12 protein-coding genes are annotated in these 15,513 nt (G+C 64.1%); 10 read left to right on the plus strand and 2 right to left on the minus strand.

What is annotated here, in order from left to right; all coding sequences use genetic code 11:
• Positions 1 to 7 precede the first annotated feature (7 nt).
• Complete coding sequence (locus WBN73_RS00505; protein WP_337339420.1) at positions 8 to 559, minus strand: YceI family protein; 552 nt, start codon at positions 557 to 559, stop codon at positions 8 to 10.
• 207 nt (positions 560 to 766) lie between these two features.
• On the opposite strand from WBN73_RS00505, the gene WBN73_RS00510 reads away from it, so the two are divergent.
• From WBN73_RS00510 to WBN73_RS00555, 10 genes are all read left to right on the plus strand, one after another.
• Entirely contained in the window at positions 767 to 1,432 is a 666-nt protein-coding gene (locus tag WBN73_RS00510) for a histidine phosphatase family protein (protein ID WP_207594490.1), read from the plus strand.
• A gap of 4 nt (positions 1,433 to 1,436) precedes the next feature.
• Complete coding sequence (locus tag WBN73_RS00515) at positions 1,437 to 2,042, plus strand: TlpA family protein disulfide reductase (protein WP_280623452.1); 606 nt, start codon at positions 1,437 to 1,439, stop codon at positions 2,040 to 2,042.
• A gap of 5 nt (positions 2,043 to 2,047) precedes the next feature.
• Positions 2,048 to 2,803 (plus strand): cytochrome c biogenesis CcdA family protein, encoded by a 756-nt coding sequence (locus WBN73_RS00520; RefSeq protein WP_105690355.1) that lies wholly within the window; start codon positions 2,048 to 2,050, stop codon positions 2,801 to 2,803.
• Positions 2,803 to 4,512: a cytochrome c biogenesis protein ResB gene (resB, locus tag WBN73_RS00525; RefSeq protein ID WP_337339184.1), complete on the plus strand. Its 1,710-nt coding sequence runs from the start codon at positions 2,803 to 2,805 to the stop codon at positions 4,510 to 4,512. Before WBN73_RS00520 ends, resB begins: the two co-directional genes overlap by 1 nt.
• Positions 4,512 to 5,579, plus strand: coding sequence for a c-type cytochrome biogenesis protein CcsB (gene ccsB, locus WBN73_RS00530; RefSeq protein ID WP_337339185.1), 1,068 nt, complete (start codon positions 4,512 to 4,514; stop codon positions 5,577 to 5,579). The genes resB and ccsB overlap by 1 nt, the downstream gene beginning before the upstream one ends.
• 187 nt (positions 5,580 to 5,766) lie before the next feature.
• Complete coding sequence (locus WBN73_RS00535) at positions 5,767 to 7,797, plus strand: Hsp70 family protein (protein ID WP_337339186.1); 2,031 nt, start codon at positions 5,767 to 5,769, stop codon at positions 7,795 to 7,797.
• Between the two features lie 3 nt (positions 7,798 to 7,800).
• Positions 7,801 to 9,870 (plus strand): LuxR C-terminal-related transcriptional regulator, encoded by a 2,070-nt coding sequence (locus WBN73_RS00540; RefSeq protein WP_337339187.1) that lies wholly within the window; start codon positions 7,801 to 7,803, stop codon positions 9,868 to 9,870.
• Between the two features lie 175 nt (positions 9,871 to 10,045).
• Positions 10,046 to 11,404 carry an IniB N-terminal domain-containing protein gene (locus WBN73_RS00545; protein ID WP_337339188.1) on the plus strand — a complete coding sequence of 453 codons (1,359 nt, stop codon included), beginning with the start codon at positions 10,046 to 10,048 and terminating at the stop codon, positions 11,402 to 11,404.
• A 142-nt stretch (positions 11,405 to 11,546) separates the two neighbouring features.
• Positions 11,547 to 13,433, plus strand: a complete 1,887-nt coding sequence (locus WBN73_RS00550; protein ID WP_337339189.1) for a dynamin family protein — start codon at positions 11,547 to 11,549, stop codon at positions 13,431 to 13,433.
• Between the two features lie 11 nt (positions 13,434 to 13,444).
• Positions 13,445 to 14,905: a dynamin family protein gene (locus WBN73_RS00555; RefSeq protein ID WP_337339190.1), complete on the plus strand. Its 1,461-nt coding sequence runs from the start codon at positions 13,445 to 13,447 to the stop codon at positions 14,903 to 14,905.
• Here the strand turns inward: WBN73_RS00555 and WBN73_RS00560 are convergent.
• Positions 14,886 to 15,512 (minus strand): hypothetical protein, encoded by a 627-nt coding sequence (locus WBN73_RS00560; protein WP_337339191.1) that lies wholly within the window; start codon positions 15,510 to 15,512, stop codon positions 14,886 to 14,888. The two genes, WBN73_RS00555 and WBN73_RS00560, sit on opposite strands and share 20 nt — an antisense overlap.
• Position 15,513: the final 1 nt, after the last annotated feature.

Here is a 15,513-nt window from a genome sequence, read left to right on the forward strand (position 1 = left end):
AGAGGGCCTATGCGGCGGCCGGTGCGATGAAAGCGAGTTCCAGGTTGATGACAACCTTGTCGCTGACCAACACGCCACCGGCTTCGAGAACGGCATTCCAGGTGAGGCCGAAGTCCTTGCGGCTGATGGTGGTTTCGCCGGAAACGCCGGCGCGGGTGTTGCCGAAGGGATCCACTGCGACACCGTTGAATTCTGTTTCGATGGATACTTCCTTGGTCACGCCCTTGATTGTGAGATCGCCCACGAGGTCGAAGCTGTTGCCGTTGGCCTTGACGTGGCGGGACACGAACGTGATCTCCGGGAACTTCTCCACGTCGAAGAAGTCTTCGCCCTTGACGTGGCCATCGCGGTTGACGTCGCCGGAGTCGAAGCTGGCGGTCTGGATGGTGGCGGTGACCTTGGAGTCGGCCAGGGTTTCGCCAACTTCGAGGGAGGCTGAAGCGTCCTTGAACTGGCCGCGTACCTTGCTGATGCCTGCGTGGCGGACAGTGAAGCCGATCTCGCTGTGGGAAGCGTCGAGGGTCCAGGTGCCGGTGGTGACGGAAGCGGGGAGAGTCATCATGGTGTTGCTCCTATATCGATTGGTTGTTACTGCGTGCTTGCCGGGTCGAGCTCATTGCTTGAAGCGTCAACCGAGCTTCGTGTCCAGTATAAACATGCATATGCATCTTTTATTCCAACTCCGGGGAACATTTCGGAAAAACTTTGAGTTCTACTAGCGGTAGAAGATTTCGGATCGCCCCGCTTCTTTGAGAAACTGGTAAACATGCCCCAAGCAACTGTCCACCTGCTTCGCCATGGCGAGGTCCATAATCCCGACGGCGTCCTGTATGGTCGCCTGCCGGAATTCCACCTCTCCGAGCGTGGCCGGGAGATGGCCCGTATGCTGGCCGACCACTTTGTGGCACGTGTCGGCCAGGGGGCCAAGATCGTCCACTTGGTCGCCTCACCGCTGACCCGCGCCCAGGAAACGGCCATGCCCACTGCAGAGGCCCTGAACCTGGAAATCACCACCGAGCCCCGGATTATCGAGGCCGAGAACCACTTTGAGGGGCTCCACCCCACCAAGAGTGAATTCCTGAAGCCCAAGCACTGGCTGTACTTCCGCAATCCGCTGCGGCCATCCTGGGGCGAGCCGTACAAAGAGCAGGCGGCCCGGGTTCTGGCCGCCGTTGAAGACGCCCGTGCCAAGGCGGTTGAGTTGGGTGGCGACGGTGCCGAAGCCATCCTCGTGAGCCATCAGCTCCCCATCTGGTCAACCCGTTTGACGGCTGAAGGACGGCGGCTGGCACACGATCCCCGCAAGCGCGAATGCACGCTCACTTCCCTGACGTCCCTGACGCTGGACGGGAACGGCAAGATCGTGCGCGTTGAGTACACCGAACCTGCTGCCGTCCTGCTCCCCGGCGCGGCGAGCACCCCGGGGGCATAGAAGCATGGACAACAACCTCTCACGTCGCGGTGTACTGACTGCCGGTGGCGTCCTCCTCGCGGGACTGACCATGGGCCTGTCCGCGTGTGCCCAGGAAGATTCCCTCGCCAAGCAAGCCAAGGCAGGCGACAACAAGAACTACGTAGCCGGCGATGGTTCGGTGACAGAGTTCGCGAAGGCGGACCGTGCCGCCCCAGTGGCGCTCAAGGGCACCCTCTTTAACGGGGAGACGGTAAAGCCCGAGGACCTCAAGGGCAAAGTCACGGTCTTGAACTTCTGGTTTGCTGCCTGTGCACCTTGCCGCATCGAGGCGCCCCAGCTTGAAGCCCTGCACCAGGACTTCAAGGACCAGGGCGTCCAATTCTTCGGCGTCAACCTGCGCGACGAACAAGCCACCGCTGAGGCCTTCGACAAAACCTTCAACATCACCTACCCGAGCTTCAACGACAAGGACGGGGCTGTTCTCCTGTCCGTGTCCGGCATCGTTCCGCCGGGTGCGGTACCCACAACATTGGTCCTGGACAAGGATGGCAAGGTTGCCTCGCGCGTGCTCGGCGAGATCGAGAAGAGCACCCTGAAGGCCCTCATCACCTCCGCAGTGGCGGAGTAGCACCCATGAACAGTCCCTTCGCCGAGACGATCCTCAATGGATCGCTGCTGCTGGCTGTGCCGGTGGCGTTGCTGGCTGGGCTGGTCTCCTTCCTCTCGCCATGCGTGCTGCCACTGGTCCCCGGTTACCTTGGCTACGTCACGGGACTGACCGGCGTCGACCTCCAAAAGCAGCGGCGTGGCCGCATGCTGGCCGGAATCGGCCTGTTCGTCCTGGGCTTCTCGGTGATCTTTGTTCTTTTGGGCGGCGCCTTCGGGCAGTTGGGCACGTTGCTGACCGGCCCGCAGAACGCCTGGATTACGCAGTTGCTGGGCATCCTGGTGATCGTCATGGGCGTGGTGTTCATGGGCGGCTTCGGCTGGTTGCAGCGCGACGCGAAGATCCATGCCAAACCGCCGGCCGGCCTCTGGGGAGCACCGCTCCTGGGATTGACCTTTGGCCTGGGCTGGGCGCCCTGTATTGGTCCGACGTACTCCGCGGTACAGTTGCTGAGCCTGTCCGGTGGTTCCTCGGCAGCCAAGGGCGCGCTCCTGGCGTTCGTCTATAGCCTTGGGCTGGGTATCCCGTTCCTCCTGATTGCGCTGGCTGTCCGCCGGGGCATGGGAGTCATGTCCTTTTTCCGCAAGCACCGTCTGGCCATCCAGCGGATTGGCGGAGGCATCCTGATTTTGCTCGGCATCCTGATGGCCACCGGTGTGTGGGGAACCTGGGTGACCGAGTTGCAGTACTGGTTCCAAAACGATGTGAAGTTGCCAATCTGATGAGCGAGTCCGTGAAAGCCACAAAGAAGTCACCGTCCGCTGAAACCACCAGCGCAGCGGAAGGAAAACTCCAGCAGGCCAAGTCCGAGGCCGCACTTCCTGCCCTCGGTTTCAAGGGCATGCTCCGGTGGGCTTGGACCCAGCTGACCAGCATGCGCACAGCGTTGTTCCTGCTGCTCCTTCTCGCCGTCGGAGCGGTGCCTGGTTCCCTGTTCCCGCAGCGGCCGGCGAACCCTTCGGTGGTCACGCAGTACATCAAGGACAACCCGTCCTACGGTGAGATCCTGGACGCCCTTCAGATGTTCGACGTCTACTCCTCGGCCTGGTTCTCGGCCATCTACATCCTGCTCTTTATCTCGCTGATCGGCTGCGTCACCCCCCGCGCCATTGCCCATTACAAGGCCATGAAGTCCCAGCCGCCCCGTACTCCCAAGCGCCTTTCGCGCCTGCCGGAGTACGGCACCTTGGCGGTACCCGCCGACGCCGGGATCCCGGCGTCGAAGGCCATCAACGATGCCGCCGGGCTGCTGAAGAAGCGCGGCTACCGCGTGGAGGTCAGGGACGTCGACGGCGCCCTGCCGTCCTTGGGTGCCGAGCGCGGCTTCCTGAAGGAAGTGGGCAACCTGGTCTTCCACACCTCGCTGATCGGCGTCCTGGTGTCCGTGGCCATCGGCGGCCTGTTCGGGTACAGCGGCCAGCGCATCCTGGTGGAGGGTGACACGTTCGTCAACACCCTGGTGGGCTACGATCAGTTCACTCCGGGCACCAACTTCCAGAGCAGCGCGCTGCAGCCGTATTCGGTCCAATTGGACAAGTTCGAAGCCAAGTTCGACCGTGAATCCCCGGGCAAAGCAGGCCAGCCGATCGATTACACGGCCGAGGTATCCACCAAGGAAGGACCGGATTCACCGGTCAAGAAGGAAACCCTCAAGGTCAACGACCCCGTTTCCCTCGGTGGTACCAGCCTCTACCTGACCGGCAACGGCTACGCGCCCCTGGTCACCGTCCGGGACGGCGAAGGCAATGTTTCCTTCCAGGGTCCCGTCACGGCCAAGGTCCAGGGAGACAACTACTACTCGTCGGTGGTCATCAAGGTCCCCGACGCGAAGCCGGAACAGCTTGGCTTTGTGGGCTTCTTCCTTCCCACGGCGTTCGTCACCGAAGACGGCACCTCGTTCAGCGCTTCCCCGGAACTCTTTAACCCCCAGTTGAGCCTGAATTCCTTCTACGGAGACCTCGGCCTGGACAAGGGCGTGCCCCAGAACGTGTTCGAACTGGACGTCAAGGACTTGAAACCGCTCAATGCCCGCGACCTCGCGGCGGGGGGCATCACCCTGACCCCGGGCGCAACCGTCAACCTGCCCGAAGGCAAGGGCAGTATCACGTTCGACGGCGTGAAGAAGTACATCGGCGTGGACATCCACCACAACCCCGGACAGCTCTACGCACTGATCTTCGGCTTCCTCGCAGTCGGTGGCCTGGTCATGTCCCTCTATATCAACCGGCGCCGTGTCTGGGTCCGCACCGGAACCCACGCCGACGGCCGCACCATGGTGGAGTACGGCCTGCTGGCCCGCGGTGAAGATCACCGCCTGGCCGGCGAAGCCGCGGCACTCCGCGAGATCTTTGCCCGGGAATGGAACATCCCACAGACGCAGGACACCGCAACAACTACAGCAGGATCTTCCTCAACCTCGAAGGACCAGTAATGCCCGTCATCAACGAAACCCTGGGCCAGTACAGCGAGCTGTTCATGCTGTTGGCCGCCGGCACGTACACCGTGGCGTTCATCGCCTTTGCTTGGGACCTGGCCAAGAGCAGCAAGATGCTCCGCGCCGTGGACCTGAAGGCTGCGGCCAGCACTGCCGGCGAGAAGGTCACGGTTGCTGCCGGCCGCGTCGCGGGAGGCTTGGGAGGTCCCGACGCCGGTGGGCCGGCAGGCCGCGCTGAGCGTCCGACGTCGGGCCTCACCTTTGAGGGCGGCACCGCCGCCGGCGACATGAAATACGCCGGCGAACGCCGCGCACCTGCCCGTGTGGCCGTGGCCCTGACGGTATTGGGTGTCCTCATCCACGGCGCGGGTGTAGTGACCCGAGCCTTCGGTGCGGGCCGTGTGCCGTGGGGCAACATGTACGAGTTCCTCACCACCGGCGCCTTCGTTGCGGTAGCTGTCTTCCTGATCGTCCTCACCCGCCGGGATCTGCGCTTCCTGGGCACCTTTGTGATCGGGCTGGCTATCATCATGCTGGTGGCCGCATCTGCTGCTTTCTGGACCCCGGTGGGTCACCTGGTTCCGGCACTGCAGAGCTATTGGCTGATCATCCACGTCTCCATCGCAGTGCTCTCTTCAGCGTTGTTCACGCTGACGTTCGCCATGTCCGTGCTGCAGTTGCTGCAGTCGTACCGCCAGAAGAGCCTTGCTGCTGGCCGTCCGGACAAGCTGGGCTTCATGCGCCTGGTCCCCAACGCGCTGAGCTTGGAGAATCTCTCCTACCGCATCAATGCCATCGCCTTCATCGGCTGGACGTTTACCCTCATGTTCGGCGCCATCTGGGCCGAAAAGGCCTGGGGTCGCTTCTGGGGCTGGGACCCCAAGGAAGTGTGGACCTTTGTGATCTGGGTGGTCTATGCGGGCTACCTGCACGCACGGGCCACCCGTGGCTGGACGGGAACACGCGCAGCCTGGTTGTCGATTGTTGGCTACGCCTGCGTCATCATCAACTTCACGTTGGTGAACACGGTCTTCAACGGCCTGCATTCCTACTCCGGGCTCTAAAGTCGGGGCCTCGACGCCAATGCGGGCCTGAGCAGGGGCGTTGTCCCTGGCTCGGGCCCGTCCCTCAAGAAACAACAAAACGGTGCACTAAACAAGCCTTTTGCCTGTCCAAAGCAGGTGCTACCTTGTTCAGAACCCGCTTGTGATGCAGCCCGCTAGCGACGCGCCGTGTTCTTTTGAGGTAGCTATGAACTATGTTCTCGCCATTGACGTCGGGACGAGTTTTACCGCAGCAGCCCTGGTTAAGCCTGACCAAGGTCCAACCCCTACACCGGAAATCCTCCCGTTGGGATTACATGGCAACGCCGTGCCATCGGTGTTGTTCTATACCGACGACGGCCGAGTGCTGGTAGGCGAAGCCGCCGAACGCCGGGGCCTGGACGATCCCCACCATATGGTGCGTGAGTTCAAGCGTCGGATCGGGGATTCCGTTCCCCTCGCTGTCGGCGAGGGATGGCTGGCCCCGGAGGATGTGTACGCCACAATGGCCCGGTGGGTGGTGGACAGGGCCGGGGAGCGGGAGGGGACGGCGCCGTCGTCGATCATCATGACGCACCCCGCTGCCTGGGGCCAGCACCGGACCTCGGTGGTTCTCGCAGCGCTCAACGCGGCGGGCCTCCATGACATCACCCTGATCAGTGAGCCGGAAGCAGCGGCCCTGCACTACGCCTCCCAAACGCGGGTGGAAGATGGCAGCATCATCGCTGTGTACGACCTCGGCGGAGGTACGTTCGACACTGCCATCCTGCGCAAAGCCGGAGCCGGGAACTTTGAGTTGCTGGGACGTCCCGACGGTATTGAAACCCTTGGCGGCGCAGACTTCGACGCCGCCGTCCTGCGGCACGTGATGGGCCACGTCAAGGCATCCGGGGACGTGGATCCGGAGGCGCCGGACACCCTCGCAGCCCTTTCGAGGCTGCGGAGGGAATGCCGTGAGGCCAAGGAAGCGCTGTCCCTGGACAGCGAATCCAGTGTGGCAGTTTCCCTGCCGGGAACACAGCTGTCTGTGCGGTTGGTCCGCGCCGAATTCGAAGCGCTCATCGAGGAACCCCTCCGGGAAACCGTGGAAGCACTGGAACGAAGCTTGCAGAGCGTCAACGTGGACTCTCAGGATCTGAGCGCCGTGCTGCTCATCGGTGGGTCATCGCGCATTCCCCTCGTGGCCCAGATGATTTCGGTGGAACTTGGCCGGCCCATCGCCGTCGACGCCGATCCCAAGTCCTCCATCTGCCTGGGGGCAGCGGTGGCTGGTTTGCGCTCAAGGGCCGAAGGGGCCGTGGACGCGGCGGCTGCGGCCGCTGTCGGGGCAGCGGCTGACGACGTGGTGGCGATCGGTGCGCTGGGGCGCCCGCATACCGCCAGCCGGCCCCCAGCCCTGGGCGTCCGCACAGCAGCGTCCGCAAAGCAGGGCCGGCAGGCTCCCCGGCCGCGTGTCCGGATGGCCGCGGCCGCGGCTGCAGCGGCGGCCGCCTTGACCATCGCGACGGCGACGGCGGCCCAGAGTCCCGAAGGCAGTGGATTGCTGGCAACCGTGTTGGGGAACCAGGCCGCTGATGTCATGCGCGACGGCGGTCCTCAGGCTTCCGGGGGCCAAGGCAGTGTTGCCGGTGGCGGGAAGAACGGGGAAACCCCGACGGTAGGCAAGCCGGCGGGTGGACTTGAAGCCAGCGCCAGGGCCGGGGTTACCAAGGCAGGGAATGGGATGGGGAAGAGCCCGGCCCGGACCGGAACAACGAATGCCGGAACTGGATCGGGGGCCGCTGCGGGACCCGGTGCAGGACCTGCCACCGGCACCTCCCCGGGCACCTCATCCGGTGGAACCGCCACCGCCACTCCTGCGGCGCCGGGCACGGGAACCCCCGCTGCTCCAGGCACCACCCCGGCTCCCAGCACACCCACACCGGCGCCTTCTGGTGGCGCCGCCAGTGGGCCTACACCGCCCCCTGCAACACCCCCCACCACGCCGCCACCGGTCATCGAACCCACAACTCCGCCTACAACCCCGGCTGATCCTGTCACGCCACCCCCACCCCCACCTCCACCGCCGTCGCCCGAGCCAACAGTGCCGCAGCCTGAACCGACGCTCACGCAAGACCCCCCACCGCCGTCACCCGAGCCAACGCCGGAACCGGTACCCCCGCCTGTCACGGCTGATCCCTTACCCGAGCCCTCGGAAACGGGCCCCATTCCGGATCCAGCGATGCTTCCGGCGGTGTAGCCCATGACGGGACATGACCCTAAGCCCGGGCACCTTCCACCCGGGCCGGACGATCACCCGTTCAAGGAACCTGCCGCCCTTCACGAGGCAGCGCCACACCCTGTCCCGGAGCTTTCCGGGGATTCTGCGAAAGTCCGCGAGCTGCTCCTCGCCCTATCCGTGGGGTTCACGCTGCCTTCACCCCTGCCGCGTGGCCTTGAAGGCCATGATGGCCTGGACTCGATCATCACTGCAGCCATGGATGCGGGCTTGCTGCTGGCCGACGGGTCCGTAGTGGGGACGGTCCAGCATGCCTTGCTGCATGGAACCCCGGCCTCCCGCATCCGGGCGCTGCAGCGTGAGCTCGTGGACAAGGTCCTGGACGAAGGCCGTCCCTTGGGAGACCTGGCCCGCGACCTCGCCAGAAGTGGGATGCAGGATGCCCGCGTTGCCGCGGAACTCGAAGAGGTGGCAAACAGCGTCCTGGACTCGGATCCGCGTCTGGCCGTGGATCTCTATGCCGAAGCGCTTCTTGCCGGTAACAAGGAGCTCCACATTGCCGCGAAGCGTGCCCAGGCCTTGGCCGCCACCGGGGATCTGGACGAAGCTGGCAGGATCGTTGACAGGCTGCTCGCCTTGCCCGAACCTCCCCACCTTCGCCTGGGGGTGGACGTGGCCGCCGCCGTGTGGGCACAGCGGGGAATGTTGTCCCGGAGTGCTGACACGTACAGCTGGCTGGGGCCGGACAGGTTGCAGGGGTCTGCCCCGCTGGCCGCAGTGGCTATGATCGGCGCCGGAAATGCCGTGCTGGCTGAAGAGATCATGGCTGCCGCCGTGCCGTCCGGTTCGCCAACGCTGCTGGCGGTGGCTTTGACGCTCACCCAGGAGGGCCTGCGGCAGACCCTTGGCCCCAACCCTCAATTGGCCCTGCCGGAGCTCATCAGGGCCTCGGACATGATGAACGCCTCTGGCGCAGCGATTCCATTGCCGGAGACCCCGGGGGCCCTGGCGGCCCTCTGCGCACTCCACAGTGGGGAACCGGTTGTAGCAGACACTGTGCTCAGGGCGGCGTTGGCCGCGGGCCAGGGCGGGGATGCTGCCCGACCCCGGTTGTTCCTCCTGCAGGCCTGGACTGCCATGCAGCAGGACAACTCTGACGAGGCCCGATTGGCCATCAACGAGGCAGTCAAGGCAAACCATTGGTCCTTGGCACCCCGCGACGAGCTGCTGCTGTCAGCGCTGGAGGTGGGGCTCGCACGGCGTGGCAGCGACGTGCACGCGCTGGTGTTGGCGTGGGACCGGGCCCGGGAAGCCATGATGCACGTAGCTGTGGATCTCTACAGTCTCCTGCCCTGGGGTGAGCTGATGGTTTCTGCTGCACGGCTGCGCGAGACACGTCGGGTCTCGCACTATTTGGACGGCGCCTGGGAGCTCTTACAAAGGTTGGGGAACCCGCCACTGTGGTCAGTGCCGCTGCACTGGGCGGCAGTGCAGGCCGCACTGCTGAGCGAAAGCCCCGCTGAGCTTGCGCCGCACGCTGCCGCGCTGGTTCGGGCTTCGGAACACAGCCACCTGGCGTCCGTTCTTGCCGTGGGTGGCAAAGCCTGGGTTTCGGTGTTGGCCGGCCGGTTTGAAGCGTCCGACGTCGAAGCGGCGGCCCGCGGGTTGGCCGCCGTCGGGATGCCTTGGGAAGGGGCGCGATTGGCGGGCCATGCCGCCGCGCACGCGGAGGAACGGCGCGACCTGGTGCGCCTGCTGGCCTGCGCCAGGGACATCCATCCCCAGGGCGCTCCGGCCGGGGCGGGCCACGATCGGGTGGAGGAGCCGCACCATGGTGGTGCGGGTACCCCTGCACCGGACGGCACCAGCCCCGGTGCGGGGGATCCGTCCGGGCTGAGCGCCAGGGAACGCGAAGTGGCTCGGCTTCTTCTTGAAGGCAAGACGTACCGGGAGATCGGGGAAGCCATCTACATCTCGCCACGCACTGCCGAACACCACGTGGCACGCATGCGCAGGCGCTTGGGGGCCGACAACCGATCGGACCTCCTGGTCCGCCTGCGCCTTGCCTTGGGGGAGGGGTACCCGCCTCCGTGAGCGGCAACCCCCTCCACCCCCTAACGGAAAACCCCGCTACCCCCTAACGCTGGGGCAAGCGGTAGGGGGACCACCCCCGATGCCCGGTCCCTCACCACGGCCATACGTTGAAGGGGAGCCCGGCAAAGGCGCCGGGCCATTTACCACCCACCACAGAATTTGAGGGAGCATTCCAATGCCTACACTCGCACAACAGCTCGTGCAGTTCCTGATGAGCCTGTTCAACGATCCCGATGCAGCCGAGGACTTTGTCCGCGACCCCGAGGCTGCCCTGGCCGCAGCCGGCCTCCGTGACGTTTCCTCGGCCGACGTCGATGCTGTTCGCCCGGTGGTCCTGGACTACGCACCGATCAACGCCCGTTCGTCGTTCGACCGCGAATACAACACCGGCGGCAACCATGCCTCCACTGGCGGCGGCGCCGGCTGGGGCGGACACGATGACGACGACGATCACGGCCACGGCGGTGGCGGTGGCGGCGGTGGCTGGGGTGGCCATGATGACGACGACGATCACGGCCACGGCGGTGACGGCGGTGGCTGGGGTGGCCATGATGACGACGATGATCACGGCCACGGCCACGGCGGTGGCGGCGGTGGCGGTGGCTGGGGTGGCCATGATGACGACGATGATCACGGCCACGGCGGTGGCGGTGGCGGCTGGGGCGGACACGACGACCACGATGACCACGCCCACGCCGTTCAACAACTGGTCCACGTGGTGAACAACTACTCCTACACCACCACTATCGATGACCGCGATACGATCACCGATCAGTCGGTGAACCAAAACATCTGGGCTGACGGCGATGTCACGCAGCTCTTCAACCAGGACGCTGTCATCGCCTCGGGCGACGGTGCCATTGCCGCCGGCGACGACGTGAAGGACTCCGGCAACACCACCTCCACCGATGACCACTCAACAGATAATTCGCTGACCATCAATGAGTCGGGCCCTGGCGACGTCGAGGTGGGCAACACGGACATCGAGGTCAAGGATTCGTTCAACGACAATTCGGACAACTCGGTGACCAAGGACTCCTACAACACCGACGTTGATGTCGACGTGGACATCGAGGACTCCTTCAATGAGGACAACTCCTCCCACACCGACAACTCCCACACCAACATCCACAACACCGATTCGTTCAACAAGGACTCCTACAACACGGAGAACGAGTTGGAAGTCGGCGACGTGGACGTGGAGTACACGAACATCGAGAACTCCACCATCATCAAGGACAACGAGGTGGAGCTGGAATACACCAACGATCACTCCACCAACGTGGAACTGGAGGACGTCCAGGTCAACTACGATTCCACGGTGATCCAGGACAACGAGTTGGAGATCGACAACTCCAAGGAAATCGACGTGGAGGACGTCCAGGTCAACTACGACTCCACGGTGATCCAGGACAACGAGCTCGAGGTTGATAAGTCGAGCTACACCAACATCGAGGACAACGAAGTTGACGTCGAATACAACGACATTGACCATTCGAATGTTATTGCCAAGAACGACGTTGAGATCGACTAGCGGCAAAGAGGTCCACACGGCGTAGCGGAAGCTGCGGCGCAGAGCACCCCCAGCAGTGCCCGGCAGGCGGATGGACGCCTGTCGGGCACTTCGTGGCCCCTCCGGACAGCAGCACCGGAACAGGCAGAACAAAGGACACACCATGGCGGAAACAGTACGGATGACCACATTGGTGGAGCAGGGCATGGCGCTGGTGGGGGAGCGGAACGACCTTCGGCGACGCCTGGAAAACACTCACAACCGCCTTCAGGATCCCAGCGTTCGCGTGATCGTGGTGGGCGAGTTCAAGCAAGGCAAGAGCCAACTGATCAATGCTTTGGTGAATGCGCCCGTCTGCCCTGTGGATGACGACATTGCCACCACTGTGCCGACGGTGGTACGGCAGGGGGAACCGGCGTCGGCCGTTGTCCTGGTTCCCGCTGCGGAGGGTGGCACGCTGGAAGGCACTCGTACGGAGCTCGACAGCGACGGCCACGAACGAACGCTGGAACGCCAGCCCGTGCAGTTGGACCACCTGGCTGACTACGTCTCCGAAAAAGGCAATCCCGGCAACGCGAAGAACATCGTGGCGGCTGAGGTTGTCTTGCCGAGGAAACTGCTGGCGGGTGGACTGACAATAGTGGATTCGCCCGGGGTGGGTGGGCTGGGGTCAACGCACACGCTGACCACACTGACGGCCCTTCCGTCAGCGCATGCCATGGTGTTTGTCTCCGATGCGTCCCAGGAATACACCGAACCGGAAATGCGGTTCCTGCGCCAAGCCATGCGCATCAGCCCCAACGTGGTGTGCGTACTGTCCAAGACCGACCTCTATCCGAGCTGGCGGCAAATCGAGGACCTCGACCGGAAACACCTTGCCGAGGTGGGGCCGGACATACCCCTGTTCCCGGTCTCTTCGGAGCTTCGCCTCCAGGCGGCGCGGCTGCAGGACACGGAACTGAACGCCGAATCAGGGTTTCCTGAGCTGATCCACCACCTGAGGCAAAACATTGTGGGTGAGGCCGCCAGAATTCAACGTCGATCCGTTGGCCATGATCTCTTGTCCGTGACGGAAAACCTGAGGCTCGCCCTGCAATCGGAGCTTGGTGCCCTGGAGAATCCCGAGGGCACGCCGCAGATGATCGCCGGCCTCAATGCGGCCAAGGAGGACGCGGACTCGCTGCGCAAACGGTCGGCGCGCTGGCAGATCACCCTCAACGATGGCATCGGGGACCTCATCGCAGACATGGAGTACGACCTGAAGGACAGGTTGCGCCGGATCCAGCGCGAAGCGGAAACCGCCATTGACCAAGGGGACCCCGGCCCCGCCTGGGAGCAGTTCACCCAGTGGCTGGAGCAGAGCACCGCTGCTGCGGTCTCGGATACCTTCGTCTGGACCAGCGAACGGGCCCAATGGCTGGCCACCCAGGTGGCGGACCACTTTTCCGAGGACGAGGTAGCCCTGCCGGCGTTAAAGGTGGCCGATACGGGCGGCGTGCTGGACCCCGTGGCTGACATCCAGGAGATGGACAACGGGCGTCTCGGACCCCTGCAAAAAGTGCTGATCGGGATGCGTGGATCCTACGGCGGCGTGCTGATGTTCGGCCTCCTGACTGGCATCTTTGGGATGGCCCTCATCAACCCGCTCTCCGTCGGCGCCGGCCTCCTGCTGGGACGGAAAGCCTTCCGGGAAGACAAAGAGGCCCGGCTCAAGCAGCGGCAAGCCGAAGCCAAGATCCTAGTAAGGAAACACGTGGACGATGTTGTGTTCCAAGTCGGAAAACAGCTGAGGGACAGGCTGCGGCTGGTCCAAAGGGCCACACGGGACCACTTCACGGAGATCGCCGAGGAGCACCACCGCTCCCTGGCTGAATCCGTGGCGGCTGCCCAAAAAGCTGCCGCAACCTACGCAGTGGAACGGGACCTGCGGATCAAGGAAATCCGGGGCCATCTCAAAGCAGTGGACACGATGGCCAGGGAAGCGCAGCACCTGCTTGAAGCTCCCTCCATGGAAAACCAACCCAAACCCTCAACCGTCCCGGCCGGCTGATGGAACCGGGAATGGCCGGAGCCGCGGACCTGCTCCGGCACGCACGGGAAGTCTTCCGCGATGACGCCGCTGCGCTCGCGGTGGTGGACGAATTGGACAGCCGGCTGGAAGGGCCGTTGCGCATCGCGGTGGCCGGGATGGTCAAGGCCGGGAAATCAACACTCCTCAACGCGATCATTGGCGAGGAAATCGCGCCCACTGACGCCGGTGAATGCACCCGTGTGGTCACGTGGTACCAGTACGGACACACTCCGAAAATCACGGTTTACCCGTTCCGGGGCGGACCTCAAAACCTCCCCGTGACCCGCGAAGACGGCCGCTTGGTCTTGTCCTTGGGCGATATCCCGGCCGGGGATGTGGAGCGTCTGGTGGTGGACTGGCCATCAGCCGGCCTGCGCAATCTCACGTTGATCGATACTCCCGGCATCGCCTCGATGTCCGAGGATATTTCCGGGAGATCGGCGGCTTTCCTGCTGCCGGAAGACGAACCTACGGCAGCGGACGCCGTCATCTATCTCCTGCGGCACCTGCATGCCTCCGATGTCCGGTTCCTCGAATCCTTCAAGGACACCGCCGCCGGACGATCCGGTACCGTCAATGCCTTGGCTGTCTTGTCCCGGGCCGACGAGATCGGCGCCGGAAGGATTGACTCCCTGATTTCGGCAGCGGTCATCGCCGACAGATACAGCCGGGACCAGAACCTTAGACCCTTGGCCTTGGGTGTGGTGCCCGTGGCCGGGCTGCTGGCACAAAGTTCACGGACCATGCGCCAGGCGGACTATGAGGCCATGGCAATGCTGGCGCAGATGGACCGGAGCCAGCGGGAACGAATGATGCTGTCCGCAGACCGTTTTGTCCGTTTCGAGGCTCCGCAAGGCCTCCGCCCGGCCACCAAAGCATCGCTGGTGCAAAGGTTTGGCCTGTTTGGGATTCGGCTGGGTGTTGCCCTGATCCGGGGCGGGACTGCTGATCCCACCGAACTGGCCCATGAACTGGCACGTCGAAGCGGGCTGGGCACTTTGCTGGACGCCATCAGCTATCTCTTCCAGAACCGTGCCGACGCACTCAAGGCGCGTGCCGTCGTCGTGGGTTTGGAGTCATTGGTCCGCGGGGTTCCCAGGGAGCGGACGGCGCCGCTGGAAGCGGCGTTGGAACGGCTCCAGGCTGGCGCTCATGAGTTCCGGGAGCTCAAGCTCCTCGCCGCGTTGCGGACCGGTGGCGTGGGGCTGGATGAGGAGCAGGAAGCTGAAGCGGAACGGCTGGTGGGTGGCCGCGGCAGCACTGCCTCGTTGAGGTTGGGCGTGAACCCGGAGGCGGATCCCAGGCAGATCAGCGAGGCTGCCCGGAGCTGTTTGAGCCGTTGGCGGCTGATCGCGGAAAATCCGTTGACCGAGCCGTCGGCACTGGAAGCGTGCCGTGTGGTCGTGCGGAGTTGCGAAGGGATGTTGGCCGCTATGCCGGCCGTTCGCTGAGTCGTTCGCTGAATTTTTCGCTCAGGAGCCAGACAGTAGTTGAGGGGAAAAACAGCAGGATCAGCCCAGCCGCGGCAAGGATGAACTGGGACGCCAGTAAAACCGTGGGCAAGACGCCGTCCGCGCCGGGAGCCACCACGAAGTCTGCGGTGATCACTGTGACCACCGCGTGCAGGAGGACCAAGGGCGCCAAGGTCCACCGTGCCCAGACACGGCGTTTGAAAAGCACCATCAGCAGGACGGCTTCCATGGCCACCACCAGCGCGATCATGGCGAGGCTGCCCAGGAACACGACGGCGGTGGATCCCTCGACAGCTTGGGCGTCACCGTCGGGAACCATGCCTCCGATGACGGCTTTCAGACGCTCAAAGTGGGCATCACGACCGAGGAAACCGAAAACGACGACGGCGATTCCCGCCACAAAGCTGGCAACCCAGAGGGAGCGGGAGAGCCGTGCGGTGCCCGGTGGCACGATGGCCGCGGTAATGGGAGGCGGCACTGACAGGGACATGCCCGGACGGGGTGGTGGTGCGGGACGCGCTGTTGGCCCAATGACTGATGGTGTGGTGGAAGGTAACTGCCGTGAACCATCAGCTTGCTGGGCCATG

Source organism: Paenarthrobacter sp. CCNWLY172 (genome assembly GCF_037402035.1).
Taxonomy (GTDB): Bacteria; Actinomycetota; Actinomycetes; order Actinomycetales; family Micrococcaceae; genus Arthrobacter.